The 21,517-nt window shown below is 64.8% G+C and carries 24 protein-coding genes; 17 read left to right on the forward strand and 7 right to left on the reverse strand.

Annotation, left to right across the window (positions count from 1 at the left end):
- Positions 1-34: 34 nt before the first annotated feature.
- Positions 35-730 carry a tRNA (guanine(46)-N(7))-methyltransferase TrmB gene (gene trmB, locus IE126_RS10720; RefSeq protein WP_108128949.1) on the forward strand — a complete coding sequence of 232 codons (696 nt, stop codon included), beginning with the start codon at positions 35-37 and terminating at the stop codon, positions 728-730.
- A gap of 80 nt (positions 731-810) precedes the next feature.
- Positions 811-1,860 (forward strand): amidohydrolase family protein, encoded by a 1,050-nt coding sequence (locus tag IE126_RS10725; protein ID WP_189380951.1) that lies wholly within the window; start codon positions 811-813, stop codon positions 1,858-1,860.
- A gap of 3 nt (positions 1,861-1,863) precedes the next feature.
- Here IE126_RS10725 and IE126_RS10730 read toward each other — a convergent pair whose 3' ends face one another.
- Entirely contained in the window at positions 1,864-2,526 is a 663-nt protein-coding gene (locus tag IE126_RS10730) for a FadR/GntR family transcriptional regulator (RefSeq protein ID WP_108128947.1), read from the reverse strand.
- Between the two features lie 82 nt (positions 2,527-2,608).
- Here IE126_RS10730 and IE126_RS10735 point away from each other — a divergent pair, with 82 nt between their 5' ends.
- Positions 2,609-3,355 (forward strand): sulfite exporter TauE/SafE family protein, encoded by a 747-nt coding sequence (locus tag IE126_RS10735; protein WP_108128946.1) that lies wholly within the window; start codon positions 2,609-2,611, stop codon positions 3,353-3,355.
- Positions 3,356-3,423: 68 nt separating this feature from the next.
- Positions 3,424-4,767, forward strand: a complete 1,344-nt coding sequence (gene aroA, locus IE126_RS10740) for a 3-phosphoshikimate 1-carboxyvinyltransferase (RefSeq protein WP_189380952.1) — start codon at positions 3,424-3,426, stop codon at positions 4,765-4,767.
- Here aroA and bchE read toward each other — a convergent pair whose 3' ends face one another.
- The gene (gene bchE, locus IE126_RS10745; RefSeq protein ID WP_189380953.1) at positions 4,768-6,264 is read right to left on the reverse strand and encodes a magnesium-protoporphyrin IX monomethyl ester anaerobic oxidative cyclase; all 1,497 of its coding nucleotides are present in this window, start codon (positions 6,262-6,264) and stop codon (positions 4,768-4,770) included.
- Positions 6,265-6,377: 113 nt separating this feature from the next.
- Between bchE and IE126_RS10750 the strand changes: the two genes are divergently transcribed.
- The 11 genes from IE126_RS10750 (at position 6,378) to IE126_RS10800 (ending at position 14,566) form a co-directional block, all read left to right on the forward strand.
- A complete protein-coding gene (locus tag IE126_RS10750) occupies positions 6,378-6,965 on the forward strand; it encodes a (d)CMP kinase (RefSeq protein ID WP_189380954.1) in 588 nt (195 codons plus the stop codon).
- Between the two features lie 64 nt (positions 6,966-7,029).
- Positions 7,030-7,530, forward strand: a complete 501-nt coding sequence (locus IE126_RS10755; protein ID WP_054302418.1) for a BLUF domain-containing protein — start codon at positions 7,030-7,032, stop codon at positions 7,528-7,530.
- 167 nt (positions 7,531-7,697) lie between these two features.
- Positions 7,698-9,383, forward strand: coding sequence for a 30S ribosomal protein S1 (rpsA, locus tag IE126_RS10760; RefSeq protein ID WP_054302417.1), 1,686 nt, complete (start codon positions 7,698-7,700; stop codon positions 9,381-9,383).
- A gap of 197 nt (positions 9,384-9,580) precedes the next feature.
- Positions 9,581-9,865, forward strand: coding sequence for an integration host factor subunit beta (ihfB, locus tag IE126_RS10765; RefSeq protein WP_054302416.1), 285 nt, complete (start codon positions 9,581-9,583; stop codon positions 9,863-9,865).
- Between the two features lie 33 nt (positions 9,866-9,898).
- Complete coding sequence (locus IE126_RS10770; RefSeq protein WP_229825401.1) at positions 9,899-10,252, forward strand: LapA family protein; 354 nt, start codon at positions 9,899-9,901, stop codon at positions 10,250-10,252.
- Between the two features lies 1 nt (position 10,253).
- Entirely contained in the window at positions 10,254-10,892 is a 639-nt protein-coding gene (locus IE126_RS10775) for a phosphoribosylanthranilate isomerase (RefSeq protein ID WP_189380955.1), read from the forward strand.
- Positions 10,889-11,335, forward strand: coding sequence for a GNAT family N-acetyltransferase (locus IE126_RS10780; protein ID WP_189380956.1), 447 nt, complete (start codon positions 10,889-10,891; stop codon positions 11,333-11,335). Before IE126_RS10775 ends, IE126_RS10780 begins: the two co-directional genes overlap by 4 nt.
- Positions 11,336-11,462: 127 nt before the next feature.
- Entirely contained in the window at positions 11,463-12,695 is a 1,233-nt protein-coding gene (gene trpB, locus IE126_RS10785; protein ID WP_054302413.1) for a tryptophan synthase subunit beta, read from the forward strand.
- A 168-nt stretch (positions 12,696-12,863) separates the two neighbouring features.
- A complete protein-coding gene (locus IE126_RS10790; protein ID WP_054302412.1) occupies positions 12,864-13,430 on the forward strand; it encodes a hypothetical protein in 567 nt (188 codons plus the stop codon).
- 114 nt (positions 13,431-13,544) lie between these two features.
- Positions 13,545-13,886 carry a hypothetical protein gene (locus tag IE126_RS10795; RefSeq protein WP_189380957.1) on the forward strand — a complete coding sequence of 114 codons (342 nt, stop codon included), beginning with the start codon at positions 13,545-13,547 and terminating at the stop codon, positions 13,884-13,886.
- 74 nt (positions 13,887-13,960) lie between these two features.
- Positions 13,961-14,566: a helix-turn-helix transcriptional regulator gene (locus tag IE126_RS10800; protein WP_054302410.1), complete on the forward strand. Its 606-nt coding sequence runs from the start codon at positions 13,961-13,963 to the stop codon at positions 14,564-14,566.
- Here IE126_RS10800 and IE126_RS10805 read toward each other — a convergent pair.
- From IE126_RS10805 to pth, 3 genes are read right to left on the reverse strand one after another with little or no spacing between them, the layout of a single operon-like run.
- Positions 14,551-14,925: a DUF2237 family protein gene (locus IE126_RS10805; protein ID WP_054302409.1), complete on the reverse strand. Its 375-nt coding sequence runs from the start codon at positions 14,923-14,925 to the stop codon at positions 14,551-14,553. The genes IE126_RS10800 and IE126_RS10805 overlap by 16 nt on opposite strands.
- Positions 14,918-16,081, reverse strand: a complete 1,164-nt coding sequence (locus tag IE126_RS10810) for a serine hydrolase domain-containing protein (RefSeq protein ID WP_189380958.1) — start codon at positions 16,079-16,081, stop codon at positions 14,918-14,920. Before IE126_RS10810 ends, IE126_RS10805 begins: the two co-directional genes overlap by 8 nt.
- A 29-nt stretch (positions 16,082-16,110) precedes the next feature.
- On the reverse strand, positions 16,111-16,791 hold the full coding sequence (gene pth / locus IE126_RS10815) for an aminoacyl-tRNA hydrolase (RefSeq protein WP_054302407.1): 681 nt from the start codon (positions 16,789-16,791) through the stop codon (positions 16,111-16,113).
- Between the two features lie 126 nt (positions 16,792-16,917).
- Here pth and IE126_RS10820 point away from each other — a divergent pair, with 126 nt between their 5' ends.
- Positions 16,918-17,238 (forward strand): antibiotic biosynthesis monooxygenase family protein, encoded by a 321-nt coding sequence (locus tag IE126_RS10820; RefSeq protein ID WP_189380959.1) that lies wholly within the window; start codon positions 16,918-16,920, stop codon positions 17,236-17,238.
- A gap of 47 nt (positions 17,239-17,285) precedes the next feature.
- Entirely contained in the window at positions 17,286-18,269 is a 984-nt protein-coding gene (locus IE126_RS10825) for a glycosyltransferase family 2 protein (protein WP_189380960.1), read from the forward strand.
- A 16-nt stretch (positions 18,270-18,285) separates the two neighbouring features.
- Here the strand turns inward: IE126_RS10825 and IE126_RS10830 are convergent, their stop codons facing one another.
- A complete protein-coding gene (locus IE126_RS10830) occupies positions 18,286-20,634 on the reverse strand; it encodes a calcium-binding protein (RefSeq protein WP_189380961.1) in 2,349 nt (782 codons plus the stop codon).
- A gap of 156 nt (positions 20,635-20,790) precedes the next feature.
- Positions 20,791-21,393 carry a 50S ribosomal protein L25/general stress protein Ctc gene (locus IE126_RS10835; protein WP_054302403.1) on the reverse strand — a complete coding sequence of 201 codons (603 nt, stop codon included), beginning with the start codon at positions 21,391-21,393 and terminating at the stop codon, positions 20,791-20,793.
- Between the last annotated feature and the right edge of the window lie 124 nt (positions 21,394-21,517).

Below are 21,517 nucleotides of genomic sequence, written 5' to 3' on the forward strand. Positions count from 1 at the left end.
GGGGTAGGCCCCCGCCGTCTGAAGGAGGCCGGTGATGACGGAAGAAACAGAGCGGCGCAATTTCTACGGCCGGACCCATGGCAAGACGTTGCGTGCCAGCCAGAAGCAATATCTGGCCGAGGATCTGGGCCGCATCAGCCTGTCGGGGGTGACGCGGGCCGACAATCCGGCCCGCACCCCGCTCGACCTTGCCAAACTGACCGGCGGGCGACCGCTTTGGCTGGAGGTCGGCTTTGGCGGCGGCGAGCATCTGGTGCATATGGCCGCGCGCTATCCTGGCGTGTTCATTATCGGCTGCGAGCCTTTCGTGAACGGTGTCGCCATGCTGCTGGGCAAGGTGCGGCAGGCGGGGCTGGATAATCTCGTTATCCATCCGGGGGATGTGCGCGATCTGTTCGACGTGCTGCCGGATAGTTGTGTCGAGAAATGTTTCCTCAACTACCCTGATCCATGGCCCAAGGCGCGGCACCACCGGCGGCGCTTCGTGACGCCGGGCTATCTGTCGGCGCTGGCGCGTGTGATGCAGCCGGGGGCCGAGTTCCGGGTGGCGACCGACATTCCCGATTATGTCCGTCAGACACTGGAGGAGGTGCCGCCCGCCGGGTTTGATCTGATCCGGCAGGCTGGTGAGGGCGGGGCATGGGAGGACTGGCTGTCGACCCGGTACGAGCAGAAGGCCCTGCGCGAAGGGCGCGCACCGAATTACCTGACCTTCCGCCGTCAGGGCTGAAGACGCAACGCGCGCTGCCTTAGCCGGGTTTTTGCGGGCATGTGGGCAGGCTTGGCCGGTCATCCGACAGGAGAGCCTGCATGTCGCGCCTTGCCATCACGAATTGTCATGTCCACACCCTCACCGGGCGGCATATCCCCGCCCGCTATCCGCATGTTCTGCTGATGCCGTTCAAGCGGCTGCCGTGGCTGCTGCGCGGTCTTGCCCTCGGGGCGGGCGTGCTGGGGCAGGAGCGCGCGGCGGCGGCGCTGGGGCGGCTGCATCGCTTTCAGGCCGAAGCGCAGGCAGGCGGGCAGGCGGAAATCTTTGACCGCCTCATCGCGCAATACCCGGCGGGCACGCGCTTTGTCGTCTTGCCGATGCAGATGGCCGGGCTGGGGCAGGGGCGGGTCGCTGCCGATCTGCGGGCGCAGCACGACGAGCTGGCGGCACTGGCCCGCGCCTGGCCGGGGCTGATCCTCCCCTTTGCGGCTTGCGACCCGCGTCTGCCCGGCGCTGCGGCGGAGGTGCGGCGCTGCATCGAGGATCTGGGCTTTCGCGGGCTGAAGCTTTACCCCCGCATCGGCTATGCCCCCGATCATCCGGTGCTGATGCGTGAGGTTTATCCGTTGCTGAACGCGCGCGGGCTGGCGGTGGTCAGCCATTGTTCGCGCGGCGGGGTGACCGGGCGGCTGAGCCGGGCCGAGGCGGATCGCCTGTCGCATCCGATGGCTTTCGCGCCCGTGCTGCGGGCCTTCCCGAAGATGCAGGTGAATCTTGCGCATTTCGGCGGGCAAAGCGATTGGGAGCGGTATATCGGCGAAGGGCTGGACCCCTATGATCCGGCAGCGCGCGACGGCAACTTCCTGATCGCCCTGCGCGGGATGATCGAAAGCGGTGATTTCCCGAACCTGTGGACCGATGTGTCCTATACGTTGTTCCAGTCGGAGGCGTTTCTGCCCTTCCTGCGGCTGTTCATGGCGCATCCTCGCCTGCGCGAACGCGTGCTGTTCGGATCGGATTTCTACATGACCCGGCAAGAGGCGTTGTCAGAGCGCGCCGTTGCAGTGCGGTTGCGCTTTGGTTTGGGCGAGACGCTGTTTCGCCAGATTGCCGAGGTCAATCCGGCACGCTGGCTGGGTGAGGGCTGAGGCCTATCTCTCCATCATGCGGGCGATGGTTTCCAGATGTTCGCGCATGGCGCTGGCGGCCTGCGGGCCGTTTCCTGCCGCGACGGCCATGACCACGGCGGCATGTTGGTCGCTGTGCAGGCCGGTGAAGGCATCAACCCCGGCGCGGCGATAAGCGGTCTCCCATCGTTGTTGCCAGCCCACACGCCGCCGTGCGCGTGACAGGAAGCGCATCACGGCAATCAGAACGGGATTGCGCGCCGCATCGGCGAGGGCGGCGTGAAAAGCCTCGTCCGCGGCTTCAGCGGCCTGCCGGTCGCGTGCGCTGCGCCCCGAGCCGACCAGCGCCGACAGCCGGGCACAGGTGGCGGGTGTTGCACGTTCGGCTGCGGCCCCGGCAATGGCGGGTTCCAGCAAAAGACGGGCGTGCATCAGCGCCTCGGGCGTAGCGGCCTCGATCAGCAGGTTTTCCCGCAGCGGGGCCGGGCCGGGGCGCGGGCCGGTGAAGGTGCCCTGGCCGACATGGCGCCAGATCCGGCCCTCGGTTTCCAGTATGGCGAGGGCCGCGCGCAGGCTCTGGCGGCTGCATCCCAGATCGGCGGCCAACTGACGTTCAGGGGGCAGGCGGCGCGGCGGGCCTTCGGCCAGATCGCGCAGCCGGGGCAGGATGTCATCGTGTCGGGCCATGATCGCTCCCCGGACCAATTTGCAGACCAATCTGGACCGGGGCACATGACGGGTCAAGGGATCGCCGGGGAGGGCGCGGGCAATGGTCGAGATACTGGTTCTGGCGGTGACGGGCTTCGTGGCCGGGGTGCTGAACTCAGTGGCAGGAGGCGGCACCTTCCTGACCTTCCCGGCGCTGGTCTGGGCCGGTCTGCCCTCGGTGGCCGCCAATGCCACGGCAACCTTTGCGGCGCTGCCCGGCTATTTGGGCGGCGCCTGGGGCTTTCGCCATGATATCCGGTCGGAAGGGGCGCTGAAGCTGTGGCAGATCATCGCGCTGTCGCTGGTGGGTTCAGTCACAGGCGCGCTGTTGCTGTTGGTTACGCCTTCGGATGTGTTTGACGGGCTGGTGCCGGTACTGCTTCTGGTGGCGACGGGGCTGTTCGCCTTTGGTCCGCGCCTGTTGGCGACGCTGCGGGCGCGCGGCATGGGGGCGACCGGGCCGGGCCTCAGCGCGGCGCTGGTCTTTGTGGTGGCGGTTTACGGCGGCTATTTCAACGGCGGTCTGGGCATCTTGCTGCTGGCGCTGTTCGGGCTGATCGGGTTCACCAATCTCAACACAATGAACGGGCTGAAAGTGCTGCTTTCGGGGCTGATGGCGGTGCTGTCCTGTGCGGCTTTTGCCATTGCCGGGCTGATCGGCTGGTATGAGGGGCTGATCATGGCTGCCGCCTGCACGCTGGGTGGCTGGATCGGCGCGGGGCTGGCGCGGCGGATGCCGGTTGCGGTGTTGCGGGCCCTGATCGTGGTGATCGGGCTGGGGATGGCGGTGGTGTTTTTCCTGCGCTGAAGCGGCGGGGCTGGACCGTCGTCCCCGCTTGCGCTAACGCGGGGGCAAGGATGAGAGGGAGCCCCAGAATGTCCGGCCATGGTGACGCGCAACCGATGACCGCCCGCAAGTCGGGCCCGCTGAGCGGGACGGCCGCCGTGCCGGGCGACAAGTCGATCAGCCATCGCGCGCTGATCTTCGGGGCCATGGCGGTGGGCGAGACGAAGATCACCGGCCTTCTGGAAGGACAGGACGTGCTGGATACCGCCAAGGCGATGCGCGCCTTCGGGGCCGAGGTGACGCAGCACGGGCCGGGCGCCTGGTCGGTGCATGGCGTGGGCGTGGGGGGATTCCGCGAGCCGGCCGATGTGATCGACTGCGGCAATTCCGGTACCGGCGTGCGGCTCATCATGGGCTGCATGGCGACCACCGGCATGACCGCGACCTTCACCGGAGACGCGTCCTTGCGCAAACGCCCGATGGGGCGGGTGACCGACCCGTTGGCGCTGTTCGGCGCGCGGGCCTACGGCCGGCATGGCGGGCGCCTGCCCATGACCATCGTGGGCGCCGCGAACCCGGTGCCGGTGCGCTATGCGCTGCCTGTCGCCAGTGCGCAGGTCAAATCGGCGGTGCTGCTGGCCGGTCTGAATGCGCCGGGCGAGACCGTGGTCATCGAGAAGGAACCGACGCGCGACCATTCCGAGCGCATGCTCTTGGGCTTCGGCGCCGAGCTGCATGTGGAAAAGGGGGCGGAGGGGCATATCATCACTCTGAAGGGCCAGCCGGAGCTACGGCCGCAGACCGTGGCGGTGCCGCGCGATCCGTCCTCTGCCGCCTTCCCGGTCTGTGCGGCGCTGATCGTCGAAGGCTCCGACATCCTCGTGCCCGGTGTCAGCCAGAACCTGACCCGCAACGGGCTTTACATCACGCTGGTCGAGATGGGGGCGGAGATCGAGTTCCAGAACCCGCGCGAGGAAGGCGGCGAGCCGGTGGCCGACCTGCGCGTCCGCTTTTCGGGCAATATGAAGGGTATCGAGGTGCCCCCCGAACGCGCGCCGAGCATGATTGACGAATATCCGATCCTGTCTGTCGTGGCGGCCTTTGCCAGCGGCAAGACCGTGATGCGCGGCGTCAAGGAGTTGCGGGTGAAGGAAAGCGACCGCATCGACGCCATGGCGCGGGGCCTTGAGGCTTGCGGCGTGACCATCGAGGAAGACGAGGATACGCTGATCGTGCATGGCATGGGCGCGGGCGGTGTGCCCGGCGGCGCCACGGCGGCGACCCATCTCGACCACCGCATCGCCATGAGCTTCCTCGTCTGCGGCATGGCGGCGCAGAAGCCGGTTTCTGTGGATGACGCCTCGCCCATCGTCACCTCCTTCCCGATTTTTGAAGGGCTGATGACCGGGCTTGGCGCGACGCTGACGCGCTGATCACGCGGCGTCGCGGCGGCGGTCCAGCGCGTTTTCCGGCAATTGCCCGGCCCCGAGGAAGGTTTCGACCGTCGGGCCGGGCCGCGCGCGAAAGCGGAATGCATCGCGGAACTCGCGCAGCCAGACGCCACGCCCCATGGCGGTATACCAGCGCTGGGCGTGGCGCAGTTCGGGGTCTTTTTGCAACCAGATCCGCGCCAGCGCGCGCGGGCGCAACTGCACCACAGCCTCGATCAACTTGACCCAGAGAAACACCCGCCACGCCGACACCCGCGGGGTTTCCAGCACCTGATGCTTGTAATCCCAAAGGCTCAGATCGGTCTGAACCACCCGCCGATGTGCGCTTTGCCTGAAGAACGGTGTCCAGCGGTGCGGTGTGGCATAGACCGACATGATCTGATCGGGGTCATAGACTAGCAGATGCCGCAAAAGCCGCGCGTAATCGGCGTCGGTTTCCTCCTCGAACCCCACGGCGAAGGTGCATAGCCCGATCATGCCATGCGCGCGCAGAAGGCCTATGGCCTCACGGTCCTTTGCCCGCGTGCCGCCCTTGCGGACGGTGGCGAGCGTGGCCTCGTCCGTGCCCTCCAGCCCCAGCAGAAAGCGCAGGCAACCGGCGCGTTTGTAAAGCGGCAGCAGGTCCGCGTCGCGCACGATGTCATCGGCGCGGGTCGATCCGATGAGGGTGACCTTCACCCCGGTCGCCACCAGCGTCTCCAGAAACGCTTTCCACGCCTTGCGCGAGGAGGTCGGGTTCTCGTCCGCGAGGTTTACCAGTTCGACGCCGTGTTCGCGCACCAGCCAGGCGATCTCAGTCGCGAATTTCACCGGGTCACGGTGGCGCCATTGCGTCCAGAAACCGCGCTGGCCGCAATAGGTGCACAGATGCGGGCACCCGCGCGAGAATTGCAGGATTACCGCGCGCTTGCCGCCCCAATAGCTGTGGCGCGACAGGTCCACCAGTTCCCACCCGATGCGGGCGCTGTCGAGGTCGCGCAGCATCGGCGCAGGCGGCGTGGCATGGGGCTGGCCGTCGCGCCGGAAGGCGATGCCTGGGACTGTCGCAAGATCGGCGCCAGCCTCCAGCGCCGCGATCAGGCGGGGCGCGGTGACCTCGCCTTCTCCCCGCACCACCACGTCGATCTCGGGGCAGTCAGTCAGCACCTCCTGCCAATGATAGCTGGGATAGACCCCGCCATAGACGATATGCGCCTCGGGCAGCGCTGCGCGGATCAGGGGCGCAAGCCGCGCCACCACCGGATGCGCCGAGGTCGACCCCGCGTGCCCGATCAGCACAGCCTCGGGCGGTTTTTCCATCAGGGCGGAAAGGATTTCCACATCCGTCATCGGGCCGGGGTCGGCATTGATCAGACGTACTGCATGGCCCGCGTCGATCAGCGGCCCGCCACTCGCCAGATGCCCCAGTGGCGGCAGTTGCTCTTTCGGCACGCGCGAGCCGATGGCGCGATGCGGCGGGTTCAGAAGGGCGATTCTCATGCGGCTCCTGCACGGATACGATCACAGCCTCCCACGGGCGGCGGGGCTTGCCAAGAATTGACCTTGCGCGCCCCGAGGCATAAACCGCGCCAGAGCAAAGCGGAGAGAATGCGATGATCTTCACGGTGGCAATCGACGGGCCTGCGGCGGCAGGCAAGGGCACGATCAGCCGGGCGGTCGCGGCGCGTTTCGGCTTTGCGCATCTGGATACCGGCGCGCTTTATCGTGCCGTCGGGGTGAAGGGCGGTGATCCGGTCGCGGCAGCGAATGGCCTGACGCCGGAGGATCTTTCGCGCGACGATCTCCGCACGCTGGAGGCCGGTCTGGCCGCCAGCCGCGTTGCGGTCATCCCCGAGGTTCGCGCCGCGCTTCTGGACTTTCAGCGCCGCTTCGCGCGGCGCGAGGGCGGGGCCGTGCTGGACGGGCGCGACATCGGCACCGTGATCTGCCCCGAGGCCGAGGTGAAACTGTTCGTGACGGCCAGCGCCGAGGTGCGGGCCCATCGCCGCTGGCTGGAGGTCGGCGGAGATGCCGCGCGGGTGCTGGCCGAGGTGCGCGAACGTGATGACCGCGACATGAACCGCGCAGATGCACCGCTGAAACCTGCGGCGGATGCCGTGCTGCTGGATACGTCCGGCCTTGGGCCGGAAGAGGCGATTGCGCAGGCCATCGCCCTGGTGCAGGCGCAGATGCCGGGGTGACAGAACCGTCTTGACCGCCGGGCAGGTTTTGCCGCCAATACAGGGGCTTCTGGAGTTTCTACGCATGTCCGCACCCTACCGGCAGATTCTGTACCGCAGCCTGCCCAGCCACCCGGATTTCGACCGCAGCGACGTCGCAATCCTGCGGACGGCGTTACAGTTCAACGCGGCTTCCGGAATCACCGGCTATCTGGTTCGCACGGCCGATCAGTTCCTGCAGGCGCTGCACGGGCCGCAGGCGGCGATGGAGGCCCTGCTGGCCCGGATTGCGGCGGACGAAAGGCACAGTGGATTTGACATGCTGCTGGACGAGGACGGCAGCGCGGAAAGCCCGTTCGAGGGCTGGGCACTGGGCTATGACCATTTCTTCGAGATGGAGCACGGGCTGGAACTGACAGGCGATGGCGCGCCTCCGCCGGTTTCGGTGGCACAGGCGCGCGATCTGATCCTCGCCCTTGCGCGTGCGGCGGCAGATACGCTGCGGTTCGGCTCTGGCTTTCCGCAGGCGCGGATGCCGGGAGAGACCGATGACGCCTACCTGTCCCGGCTGGAGCAGATGGCCTGACCGGCCTTCCGCGTGCCTTTCCCTTGCCCCGTTGGCCCAAAGCCGGTATAGCGCGCCCATCCCAAGGTGACTCGGCCCGGTTCTCCGGGCCTTTCCCGTTCGGGGCCATCAAAGACCGGCGGAGCCAACCGCATGGCCAGAAAACCATGAAAAGGACTGAACTGCATATGTGCGCCAAAGCATCCATGGATGAATTCGAAGCCCTCCTGAAGGAAAGCTTCGAGATCGATACCCCCGAAGAGGGTTCGGTCGTCAAGGGCAAGGTCATCGCCATCGAGGCGGGCCAGGCCATCATCGACGTCGGCTACAAGATGGAAGGCCGTGTCGATCTGAAAGAATTCGCAAATCCCGGCGAAGCCCCGTCGATCAATGTCGGCGATGAGGTCGAGGTCTATCTGGACCGCGTCGAGAACGCCCGTGGCGAAGCCGTCATCTCGCGTGACAAGGCCCGTCGCGAAGAAGCCTGGGACCGTCTGGAAAAAGCCTACGCCAACGAGACCCGCGTCGAAGGCGCGATCTTCGGTCGCGTCAAGGGTGGCTTCACCGTCGATCTGGGCGGTGCCGTGGCCTTCCTGCCCGGCTCGCAAGTCGATGTGCGCCCCGTGCGCGATGCCGGCCCGCTGATGGGCATCAAGCAGCCCTTCCAGATCCTGAAAATGGACCGTCGCCGCGGCAACATCGTTGTCTCGCGCCGCGCCATTCTGGAAGAATCGCGTGCCGAACAGCGCGCCGAAGTCATCGCGAACCTCAGCGAAGGTCAGACCGTCGAGGGTGTTGTCAAGAACATCACCGAATACGGTGCCTTCGTGGATCTGGGCGGCGTTGACGGCCTGCTGCACGTCACCGACATGGCATGGCGCCGTGTGAACCACCCGTCGGAAATCCTGTCAATCGGCGAGACCGTCAAGGTTCAGGTCATCAAGATCAACAAGGAAACCCACCGCATCAGCCTCGGCATGAAGCAGCTTCAGTCCGACCCGTGGGATGCCGTGGAACGTGCCTATCCGATCGGTTCGGTCCACAAGGGCCGCGTGACCAACATCACCGATTACGGCGCCTTCGTGGAGCTGGAAGCCGGCGTCGAAGGTCTGGTTCACGTCTCGGAAATGTCCTGGACCAAGAAGAACGTGCACCCCGGCAAGATCGTCTCGACCTCGCAAGAGGTGGACGTCATGGTTCTGGAAATCGACAGCGCCAAGCGCCGCGTGTCGCTCGGCCTCAAGCAGACCCAGCGCAATCCGTGGGAAGTCTTTGCTGAAACCCATCCGGTCGGCACCGCCATCGAGGGTGAAGTCAAGAACATCACCGAATTCGGTCTGTTCATCGGCCTGGAAAACGACATCGACGGCATGGTTCACCTGTCCGACCTGTCGTGGGACCAGCGCGGCGAGGACGCCATCCAGAACTACCGCAAGGGCGATGTGGTGAAAGCCGCCGTCACCGAGGTGGACATCGAGAAAGAACGTATCTCGCTGTCGATCAAGGCGCTGGGCGACGACACCTTCACCGAAGCGGTTGACGGCGTGAAGCGTGGCTCGGTCATCACCGTCGCGGTCACCGCGATCGAGGAAGGCGGCATCGAGGTCGATTACAACGGCATGAAATCCTTCATCCGCCGTTCGGATCTGGCCCGCGACCGTCAGGACCAGCGCCCCGAGCGTTTCCAGGTTGGCGACAAAGTCGATGCCCGCGTGACCAACGTGGATTCGAAAACCCGCCGTCTGGGCCTGTCGATCAAGGCCCGCGAAATCGCGGAAGAGAAGGAAGCCGTGGAACAATACGGCTCGTCCGATTCGGGTGCGTCGCTGGGTGACATCCTCGGCGCGGCCCTCAAGGGCGCCGACCGCGGCTGATTTCGCGGCCCATGAATCGCGTGAAGGCCCCGCCAACCGGCGGGGCCTTTGCCTTTGATGGCGGGTTTTTGCCATGCTGCACTGCCAACCTACGGCGATTGCACGGCTTTTCGTTTGTCCCCCCGGATTTCTTGCTTATAGTCCATAGCACAACAAAAACGGGCTGCTGCCACAACGCCCCGGGGGGGACATCGCCGATGATCCGGTCGGAACTGATCCAGAAAATCGCGGACGCCAATCCGCATCTGACGCAACGCCATGTCGAGCGAATCGTAAACACTGTATTCGACGAGATCATCGAGGCGCTTGCGCGCGGTGACCGGGTCGAGTTGCGTGGCTTCGGCGCGTTTTCGGTCAAGGCGCGGGATGCCCGCACCGGCCGCAATCCCCGCACCGGCGAGGCGGTTGAGGTGGAAGACAAGAAGGTGCCCTTCTTCAAGACGGGCAAACTGCTGCGCGACCGGCTGAACGGCAAGGCCTGACGGCGCGCGCAAGGAAAGGGGGCGCTTGCGCCGATGCTGCGGTATCTGAGGTATCTCGTTCTTCTGGTCATCGGGCTTGTCCTTCTGACCATCGCTTTCGCCAATCGCACCCTGGTCACGCTCAGCGTGCTGCCTGGCGATGTGGCGCAGGTTGTCGGCTGGAACTCGCAGGTCGAGGTGCCGCTGTTCGTTGCCATCTTCGGCGGCGTTGCGGTGGGCCTGCTGATCGGCTTCGTCTGGGAATGGTTGCGCGAACACCGGCACCGTCGTGTCGCCTCCACCAAGACGGCCGAGGCGCAGCGGCTGGAACGGGAACTGGCCGCGATGCGTGATGCCAAGGGGCAGCCGCAGGACGATGTGATGGCGCTGCTGGAAAAGAAAGCCTGACATGGCCGACATCCGGGTAAAGATCTGCGGTCTGCGGACCGTAGCTGATGTCACCGCCGTCGCTGCCGCTGGTGCTGCCTATGCGGGCTTTGTGTTCTTCCCCAAAAGCCCGCGGCATCTTGATCTGGCCACCGCGCGCGATCTGGCGCTTGCGGCGCCGCCGGGGCTGGCCAAGGTGGCGCTGACGGTGAATGCCGATGATGCGGCGCTGGACGCGATCATCGAGGCGGTGCCGCTGGACATGCTGCAACTTCATGGTGCCGAAAGCCCGGACCGTGTGGCCGAGGTGCGCGCGCGCTATGGTCTGCCGGTGATGAAGGCGGTGGGCGTGGCGGATGAAGGCGATCTGGCTGCGATTTTCGATTATTCCGCGACGGCCGATCAGTTGCTGATCGACGCCAAGCCGCCGAAGAATGCGGCGCTGCCGGGCGGCAACGGCCTTAGTTTCGACTGGCGGCTGGTTGCGCAGCGCCGCTGGCTCCGACCCTGGATGCTGGCGGGCGGCCTCACGCCCGAAAACGTGGCCGAGGCGATCCGCCTGACCAATGCGCGGCAGGTCGATGTGTCTTCCGGCGTCGAAAGCGCACCGGGGGTGAAGGATCACGCCCGCATCGCGGCTTTCGCAAAGGCGGCGCAATGATCCGATTCCGTACCGCCACCCGTGCCGATGTGCCCGCCATTGTCGCGCTGCTGACCGACGATCCGCTGGGTCGCGCCCGCGAAAGCAGCGATCTTGCGCCTTATCTGATCGGTTTCGATGCCATCGCCGCCAATCCGATGCATGAGATCATCGTGGGCGAGGTCGAGGGCCGCATTGTCGCCACCTGCCAGCTCACCATCCTGCACGGCCTTTCGCGGCAGGGCATGACCCGCGCTCTGGTCGAATCCGTCCGCACCGCGCCCGATTTGCGCAGCAAGGGGATCGGCGCCGCCCTGATGGCAGAGGCCGAGAGCCGCGCCCGTGCCGCCGGTGCCCGGATCATCCAGTTGACCACCGACAAAAGCCGCACCCGCGCCCATGCCTTCTATGACCGGCTGGGCTATGAAGCCAGTCACCTGGGCTACAAGAAGTCGCTCGACTGACCGGCGCCCTTTATCCTGGCCAAAATATCCTCGGGGGTGAATGCCCGCAGGGCAGAGGGGGCGGAAAGCCCCCTTTCCCCGCTGGCGCAAACTCGCTACATCGAAGGCGTAATTGCAGGGGGAAGCCATGGCCGAGGACGGGATCAACAGCTTCATGACGGGGCCGGACGAACAGGGCCGTTTCGGCCTTTTCGGTGGGCGTTTCGTGTCGGAAACGCTGATGCCGCTCATCCTGGAACTGGAAGAGCGCTACAACCACGCCAAGACGGATGCGACCTTCTGGGCCGAGATGGATGACCTGTGGAAACACTATGTCGGCCGCCCTTCGCCGCTGTATTTCGCGCCCCGCCTGACCGAGCATCTGGGCGGCGCGAAAATCTATCTCAAGCGCGACGAGCTGAACCATACCGGCGCGCATAAGATCAACAATGTGTTGGGCCAGATCATCCTCGCCCGCCGCATGGGCAAGACCCGCATCATCGCCGAAACCGGCGCGGGCCAGCATGGCGTGGCCACGGCGACGGTCTGCGCCAAGTTCGGGCTGAAATGCGTGGTCTACATGGGGGCGCATGATGTGGAACGCCAGGCCCCCAACGTCTTCCGCATGCGCCTGCTGGGCGCCGAGGTCATCCCGGTCACGTCGGGCCGGGGTACGCTGAAAGACGCGATGAATGATGCGCTGCGCGACTGGGTGACCAATGTGCGCGACACCTTCTACTGCATCGGCACGGTGGCGGGGCCGCACCCCTATCCGGCCATGGTGCGCGACTTCCAGTCGATCATCGGCAAGGAAGTGCGCTGGCAGCTGGCGGAACAGGAAGGCGAAGGCCGCCTGCCCGATACGATCATCGCCGCCATCGGGGGCGGGTCCAATGCCATGGGTCTGTTCTTCCCCTTCCTCGATGATCCTTCGGTCCGCATCATCGGGGTCGAGGCGGGCGGCAAGGGCGTGGATGACCGGATGCAGCATTGCGCCAGCCTGACCGGCGGACGCCCCGGTGTGCTGCATGGCAACCGCACCTATCTGCTGCAAGATCCCGACGGGCAGATTCTGGAAGGCTTCTCCATCAGCGCGGGCCTTGATTACCCCGGAATCGGGCCGGAACATGCCTGGCTGCACGATACCGGCCGCGCCGAATATGTTTCCATCACCGATGCCGAGGCGCTGGAAGCGTTCCAGCTGTGCTGCAAGCTGGAGGGAATCATCCCGGCGCTCGAACCCAGCCACGCGCTTGGCCATGTGATCAAGCTGGCGCCGACGCTGCCCCGCGACCATATCATCGTGATGAACATGTGTGGCCGTGGCGACAAGGATATCTTCACTGTCGCCAAACATCTGGGCTTCGACATGAAGATCTAGGGAATTGCCGCCTAAACCCCGGTTTAGTGCGGCAGTTTCAACTCTGTGGGACGGGCGCTAAACATCCGGCGAATGGTGCGCCCGTCGTCTCCGTGGCCTCATGACACAACCGCAGCCGATCCGGCGCGGCGTTGAGGTAACGATGGAGCGACAAGAATGAAATCGGGAATGACGGGCAGGTTGTTGGCGGGGGCGGCGGCCGCAGTTCTGGTGTCCGGCGTGGCATGGGCCGCGCCCGTACTGCCGGTGCTGCAACTGGCCAAGGGTGGTGCTGCTTCGGAGGCACGGATCTGGCTGGCTTCGGCCGAGGACGGTGCGCCAGGCGACAAGATGTGGCGCGGCGATGACAAGGGCGAACCTGCCTCTGACGAGACGGCAGATGACGCCGAGGATGGCCCGGCCTGGGCGGGCGGCAACCCGGATTTCTGCGAGGCCTGCGGCGGTGTTGTCGAGGACGAGGGTGAAACCCCCGAGCCGGTCGATGTCGAGCTGGGTGACCCGCTGGATGACAGCGTCACGGTGGATGATGACACCATGTGGGCGGGCGGTGATCCTGATTTCTGCGAGGCTTGTGGCGGCGTGGTGGTGGATGATGCAGAGGTCATGTCCATGACCGGCGGCGTCCAGCAGCAGCGCGGCGGCAGGTCGCAGATGGCGGGCCGTGCGCCGGGCGGCGAGCGCCCGACGGACCGTTGCGGACTTGCGGGCGTCGCCTATCGCTGCGGCGACCGCTGAGCCGCGATTGACGCCGGGCGCGGGGCCTGCCACCCTGCGACCTGGCGCGATGGGCAAGGGTCGGGACGCGGGGCGCCCCGACCGCTTTCTTTGTCGTGAATGCTGGAGCATGAAATGCGACCGAATGTTCTGCCGATCCTGGTTGCGGCCCTGCTGGCCGCAACGCCCGTCGCGGCGCAGATAGACCCCGCCGATGCCGTTCAGGGCCAGATCGTTTCGCAGCTGGAAGAGCAGGGCTATGGCCGGATCGTGGTCAGCCGCACCTTTCTGGGCCGGGTGCGGGTGACGGCAGAGCGTGGGGACCGTAAGCGCGAGATCGTCGTCAACCCGATCACCGGCGAAATTCTGCGCGACCTGCTGCGCACCGATCATCGGTATGCCGGGGACGAGCGGGCCAACGCGCCCGGCAACACCGCCGTGCGCGACGTGACTGACAAGACGCCAGATATTTCCTAGGGGGTCGATGTCGGCATCTCAAATGATGGCCAGACTGACGGCGGCGCCGTCGGTGATGTGGGAACGGGCACCGAATGAAGGGACCGGGACGCAACGGCCTGCACCGGTTTCTGACGCGCCGCCCGATCGGGCTTGCGGTTTTGCTGCTGTTCCAGATCCTCTGCGCGGCAGTTTTTATCACCGATATCCTGTCTTCGGTGATCGGCTTCAACGCCGGTCCGCTCAGCTGGCAATTCCGCGAACTGCTGGAACTGGGCGCGGCGCTGGGTCTGGTGACCGGCATCGCACTGGGGGCATGGGCACTGCGGCTCGCCATGGCCGAGCGTAACGTGGCCGAGGAACGGTTGCGCCGTGCTTCGGGGGCCTTCGCCGAAATTCTTGAGGAACGGTTTGGCGAATGGGGGCTGACCCCGGCAGAACGCGATGTGGCGCTGTTCGCCATCAAGGGCCTGTCCACTGCCCAGATCGCAGGCTTGCGCGAAACGTCAGAGGGTACGGTGAAGGCGCAGACCAATGCGATCTATCGCAAGGCAGGGGTCAGCGGGCGGCCGCAGTTGCTGAGCCTCTTCATTGATGAGCTGATGCGCGACGACGATCCGCTGCGCCTTGGTGCGCCCGGCGCCCCCACGGCCAAACCGCGCGAGCCGGGGGTGCGGTCGCGCGATCAGTCGGCGGCGTAAAGCCGCAGCACCTCCAGCGGCACGATATCCAGCGTGCGCCGGTGGGTGGCGCGCAACCGGAGCTGCGGTGCCGCGCCTTCCTCATGGGCCTGAAGAAAGCGCGCGGCACAGAGACACCAGTTGTCGCCGGGTTTCAGTCCGGCAAAGCCGAACTCCGGGCGCGGCGTGCTCAGGTCATTGCCCAGATATTTGGACAGGGCCAGAAATTCTGCCGTCATCACCGCGCAGACGGTGTGGCGCCCGCGATCTGCCGGGCCGGTATCGCAGCAGCCATTCCGCCAGAAGCCGGTCAGCGGCTGTGTCGAGCAGCTTTCCAGCGCCTCGCCCAACACGTTGATACTGTCCTCGCGCTCATCCATCCGCTGCCTCCAGTGCCCGCACCAGAGCGCGGAACATCGCTACATTCTGGTCCTCGACGCCTGCCGCCGTAAAGCCCCGGTCAGTGGCATTGGAGGCAATGGTAACGCCTGCGCGCCGGTTCACATAGATGAACTGGCCATAAACGCCCTGCGCCATGAATTCGCCCGGTTCGGCCTGCGGCGGAATCCACCATTGATAGCCGTAGCCCATGCCGTCTGCGGGTGTGTCGGCCTGGGGGCGGGTCGAGGCATCCACCCAATCCTGTGGCACGATCTGCTGCCCGTCGATCTGGCCTTCGCGACGGAACAGTTCGCCCATGCGTGCATAGTCGCGGGTGATCAGATTCAGTCCGCCCAGCACGAAGGGCTGGCCATAACCATCGGTCAGATAATAGGGCTCCACTTCCAGCCCGAGCGGTTTGACGATCCGTTCCGACATCAGATCCACGATCCCGCGTCCGGTGGCGCCACGGATCACCATGCCCAGAATATGCGTGTCGATGGACACATAGTGCCATGCTCCACCGGGCGGCCCGCTCCGGGTCTTGATCCCGGCGGCAAAGCTGTCCATCGAACCACCAAGCGCCAGAACCCGGCCCATCTTGTTGATGTCGCTCCAGAAATCCAGATAATCCTCGTTGAAGGCCACGCCCGAGGTCATATTGGCGACCTGCCGCACCGTCACGCCTTCATAGGCAGAGCCGCGGAGCGCAGGGGCATACTGATCCACAGGCGCGTCAAGGTCGATGGCGCCCTCTGCCACCACCGTACCAAGAAGCGCGGAGAGAAAGCTTTTGGCGACCGACCAGCTGATCCGACGGTCCATTGCGCCGGTACCAAGGTAATAGCCCTCATGACGCAGCACGCCGTCCTTCAGGATCACCAGGGCGGTGACATGGCGGTCGGTGATCCAGCCTTCGGTTTCAGGCGGCAGATCGAAGGCCGGACCGGGAGGCAGGGGCAGGGCGGGGCGGTCCCCCTTGGGCAGCGGGGTTGACAGGAAGGCCGCGTCCATATGGCTGAAATTGCCGGTAATGCGATCCGCGTCAAACAGGGTCAGGACCGACTGGAGCCGGACAATCTCTTCCCGCTTCCACACGGCAAGCGCGGCCACGATCAGGGTCACGACCCCCAGAATCTTCAGAAATCGGCGCATTGGTTCCTCCCTGTTGCGCCGATCATAGTTCAGCGAAAACGATCTGCCAGTTTTTGCAGCGGGTTACGGGTATCTTCTGTCGGTGCCGTAGCGTCAGGCGCAGGCTTTGGCCCCGCCTTCTCGCGCCCGGTCGAGGGGCGGGGCGGTGACGTGCGTTGCGCCACGGCATTCTGGAAGCGTGGCCCGTCCCCGGCGGCGAGCGCCGGGGCGCCGTCAGAGATACCGCGCAGCAGATCATCCAGCCAGTCCTGATCGGCCCTGGCGAAATCATGCAGTACATAGCTTGCCACCGCATCCTTGTGGCCGGGGTGGCCGATGCCGAGCCGGACGCGGTGATAAGCCTCGCCGATATGCGCGTGGATGGACCGCAACCCGTTGTGGCCTGCATGCCCGCCGCCGGTCTTCAGCCGCAGCTTGCCGGGGGCAAGGTCCAGCTCGTCGTGAAAAACGGTCACGTCACCCGGGGACAGCTTGTAAAAGCGCAGCGCCTCGCCGACCGATTGACCTGAAAGGTTCATGAAGGTTTCGGGCTTCAGCAGCACCACCTTTTCCGATCCGAAGCGGCCTTCGGACACCAGCCCCTGAAACCCCTTGCGCCAGGGACCAAAGCCATGATCCCCCGCGATACGGTCCAGCGCCATGAAGCCGATGTTGTGACGGTTGCCCGCATATTTCGCGCCCGGATTACCCAGACCCACCCAAAGCTGCATCGCACCCTCCGCCTCTTGACCCCGGACGTTCTAACCCCGATCCTGTGCCCCACGCCAGACAGCCGCGGTGGATTTGCTCTCTCCCTGCCGCCCTCCAGCCGGAAATCCCAGGACAGGATCAGCCAGATGTATCTGACGATGAACCGTTTCAAGGTCAAACCCGGGCAGGAAGCGGCGTTCGAGGCCGTGTGGAAGGCGCGCGACAGCCAGTTGCCGACCGTTCCCGGTTTTATCTCTTTTCACCTGATGAAAGGCCCGGCGCGTGAGGGCTATACGCTTTATGCCTCGCATACGCTGTGGCAAAACGAGACGGCCTTTCAGGACTGGACGAAATCCGAGGCGTTCCGCATGGCCCATCGCGGCGCGGGCGGGCATGGCGATCTCTATGCCGGACCGCCCGAGCTTGAGGTGTTCGACGCGGTGCAAAGCCTCGCCATGGCCGGTTGACAGCGCGCCCCGCGCCGCCCAACCTGCGGAAAACGCAAGGAGAAGCGGTGCGGGCCACGGTCGTCTGTTCGATGCGCAACGAGGGCCCGTTCATCGTGGAATGGGTGGTCTGGTATCGCATGCTTGGCTTTACCGATCTTGTTGTCGTCACCAATGACTGCACCGACCCGTCGCCTGATCTGCTGGATGCGCTTCAGGCGGCGGGGTGGCTGGTCCATCTGCGCTCCGAGGTGCCCGCCGGGGGCAAGGTGACGGCGGCGAAGCTGCGGCAGGCAAAGCGGCACCGGGCGGTGCGGCGTGCTGACTGGGTGCTGGTCTGCGATGTCGATGAATTTCTGGTCATCCATCGCGGCGCGGGCAAGCTGCCCGATCTTTTGGGGTCGTCACCCGATTTCACCGCCATGGCGATCAACTGGCGGGTATTCGGCACCTCTGGCATCGAAAGGTGGGAGGATGCGCCGATCCACCGCACCTTCCTGAATGCAGGCCCGACGCGCAACTGGATCTCGCGCTGGATCAAGGTGATCCACCGCAAACCGCAGGCCTTCCGCGCCCTGGCCGAACACGGACCGCGCGGGCTCGATCCTGCGGCGGAGCCGGAACCACGTCTGGTGAATGCCGAAGGAGTGCCGGTTCCCGGCTGGCCGGACGAGGCGCAGTATCTGCGTGTCCTGCCGCCAGAGCTGACGACGCATGAAGTGGCACAGATGAACCATTACATGCTGCGATCCGAAGAAAGCTGGGGCCTGAAGCGTGGCACGCCTTCAGCGGTGCAGGGGGCTGATCGCTATAACGACAGCTATTATCGTTCGACCAACCGGAACGAGCGGCGTGACCTGTCTGCCCTGCGCTATGAAGCCGAGTTCGATGCTCTTCATGCGCGGGCCATGGCGCTGCCCGGCGTCGCGCGGCTGCATCATCTGTGCTGTGCGGATTATGCGGGGCGGCTGGCCGAAAAAGCAGGACATGCGCCGGAACAAGACCCCCGCTGGCAGCATCACATGGCGGCGGCGGGGCAGGGGGCCGACTGACCGGCCCCCTGTCGGATCAGATGATCTCGATGCTGTTCCACAGCTTGTAGAGCGAGGCCACATCCTCCAGCACGATCTTGCCACGCGCACCGAAGTCCAGAACGATGTCATCACCGATATCTGTGGCGTACTGGTTCACCACCTGACGCTTGGTCAGGTCTGCGCCGCCCCAGAGGTTGTCGTTCAGCACCAGCTTGTCGATCCCCTTGGAAAAATCGGTGACGGTATCGGTGCCCATGCGCCGCGCGAAGACAAAGCTGTCGCGCCCGGCACCGCCGGTCAGCTGATCCGCGCCACTGCCGCCGGTGAGCCGGTCATTGCCGCCGCCGCCTGACAGGGTATCGTTGCCACTGCCACCGACCAGCGTGTCCCGACCGCCGCCAGTGGTGATCGTATCCCGACCCGTGCCGCCATTGACGGTATTGTTGCCGAACAGATCGGTGATCTTGTCGTTGCCGCCCTTGCCGTTGATCGTGGTGTCGCCGAAGAAGCTTTGCACGACATCGGCGCGGGTGCTGGTTTTCGGCCCGGCAAGCTGTTGCGCGATATTCCAGCTCTGATCGTCGATCACCAGATTTTCGATCTTGGCCGAGCCGCTGGCGTAATAGCTGCGCAGCGAGATCTGATCCGCCACCAGCCCCTTGGCATTCAGCACCTGGATTTGCAGGTCATTGCTGAACGACGGCTGAACCAGCCGGACCCGCGCCGGGTCGATGCCCGTAATCTCGATCGTGTCGCGACCGCCGATATCATAGACGGTATCCTCGCCGAAACCGGCTTCGAACTTGTAGGTGTCGTTCCCGTTGCCACCTGCCATGTATTCATTGCGCTGTGAGCCGATGAACGTATCGGACTGGCCGGTGCCGTAAAGGTTGGTGACATCCACGGCGCCCTGGATGGTCAGCCCGCCGCGCAGGTCGATGCTGCCACCGCCGGAGAACACAAGGCTTTCAATCGCGCGGCCGTCGAAATGGTTGTCGATGGTGATCGAGCTGACGACATTGCCGTTCCGGTCCACCACCATGACCCGCAGATCGTCAGAACCATTGGCATTCAGCCGTACATTCGCAGCAGAGATGGATTTTTCGACCAGAATGCGGTCGCGCCCCTGGCTGTCGCTGATGAAATTGGCTTCATCGCCCTTGCCCAGCACATAGGTGTCATTGCCGCCGCCGCCATACAGCGTCTCGTTGCGGTTTGACATGATCAGCCGGTCGTTCAGGGCGGTGCCGATCAGCGTCGTCTGATCCACAGCGCCCTGGATCTTCAGCCCGCCGAGCAGGTCGAGGGCCTGGCCCGAGCCGACCCGCAGGGTCGAGATGCCGTGACCGTTGAAATGCTCGTCCAGCGTCAGGGTGCTGCGCACATTCTCGTTCTTGTCGATGATCCAGATGCGCAGGTCGTCGCTGTCGCTTGTGCTCGCGCTCATTCGCACGCGGGCAGCCGGGACGCCCTTGATCTGGATCGCGTCATTGCCAAGCCCGTCATAGATGAGCTTGCTGCCACCAGCGCTTGACCAGATGTAGGTATCATCACCATTGCCGCCATAAAGCGTTTCATTGCGGCTGGACATGATCAGCGAATCGTTGAGATCGGTGCCGCGCAGGGTGGTGTCGTTCACCGCGCCGCGGATCGTCAGCCCGGCCAGCAGGTTCACGCTGGTACCGTCAGAATAGGTCAGCGTTTCAATCGGGCGGCCGTTGAAATGTTCGTTCAGGTAGATCGTGTCGATGATGTTCTCGTTCGCGTCCACCAGGCGGATGACCAGATCATCATAATCGCTGCTGCTGGTATTGAGGCGCACATTGCGGGCGAGAACCGAGCTGTCGAGGCTGAGCGTGTCTGCGCCCTGCGAATCTTCAATAAGTTTCGAACCCTGACCCGCCGAGATGACGTAGGTATCGTTGCCCGCGCCGCCATAAAGGGTCTCGTTCCGGTCCGAGCCGACCAGCGTGTCATTGTTGCCGGTGCCGCGCAGCGTGGTCTGCGAGATGGTGCCCTGGATCTTCAGGCCGCCGGTCAGGTTCATCGTCGTCCCATCGGCCAGCTTCAGCTGTTCGATGGTGGCGCCGTTGAAATGTTCGTTCAGGGAAACCGTTCCGACCACCGCGCCATTGCTGTCGACAATCGAGATCAGCAGGTCATCATAATCCGACGGGCTGATGTTCATACGCAGCATACCGGCAGTAACCGAACTGTCGAACTCGATCTTGTCGGCGCCCTCGGTGTCATAGATGACATCATTACCCGGCAGGGAGTCGAACCGATAAGTGTCGTCGCCGCTGCCGCCGTACAGGTAATCATTTTCCGTGGGATTGCCGACCAGAATGTCGTCGATGCCATCGTAGCCTTTGATCGTGGCCATCGGTTACCTCCAATGTAGAAACTGGCTGCACCCTACCAAAATGGTAATCAATTGAAAGGTAAGTAAAACCGGACCTGCACCGGCAATGCGCGAGTTCCCGCCACAAAAAAACGCGGCAGGGAGGCCCTGCCGCGTCTGTTTGCCCTGTAGGGGGGATCAGCCTTCGGCCGACTCCTCTTCCGCCACCAGACCCGACGGGGCGGTGATGTTGGCGATCACGAAGTTGCGGTCGATGGTCGGCTTCGCGCCTTTCGGCAGCGCCACATCATTGATGTGGATCACGTCGCCGAAGGTGCGGCCCGCCAGATCGACAACGATCTCGTTCGGGATGTCGGAGGCCAGAACTTCCAGTTCGACTTCCGGGCGCACCACGGTCAGCGTGCCGCCACGCTTCAGGCCGGGGGCCTGATCGTGGTTGATGAAGGTCACATGGATGAACAGGTTGATGCGGCTGTCGTCGTGCAGGCGCATGAAGTCGATATGCGTCGGCAGGTCTTTCACGACGTCGCGCTGGACGCCGCGGCAAACGACATGAACGTCCGGCTGGCCTTCGACCTTCAGGTTGAAGAGGGTCGACATGAAGCGGCCAGCTTTCAGGCGCTTCAGCAGGGCGTTGTAGTTCATGCTGATCGGCTGCGGCTCTTTGCCGTCGCCGTAGACGATGCCGGGAACGTTGCCCTCACGACGGGCTTGACGGGCGGCCCCCTTGCCTGTCCCCGTCCGCACCACGGCGTTAAGATCCGGGATCTCGCGTGCCATAGGTATCTCCTTTGGTTGCACTGGTCCGTCATCCTCCAAGGGTGCATGACGGATCGGGGGCCTATAGCGGGGAATCGCCTGCAAGGAAAGCCGAAAGTCGTGCAAAATCACCTCTGGCGCCGCG

Source organism: Gemmobacter nanjingensis (assembly GCF_014652195.1).
GTDB classification, from domain to species: domain Bacteria; phylum Pseudomonadota; class Alphaproteobacteria; order Rhodobacterales; family Rhodobacteraceae; genus Gemmobacter; species Gemmobacter caeni.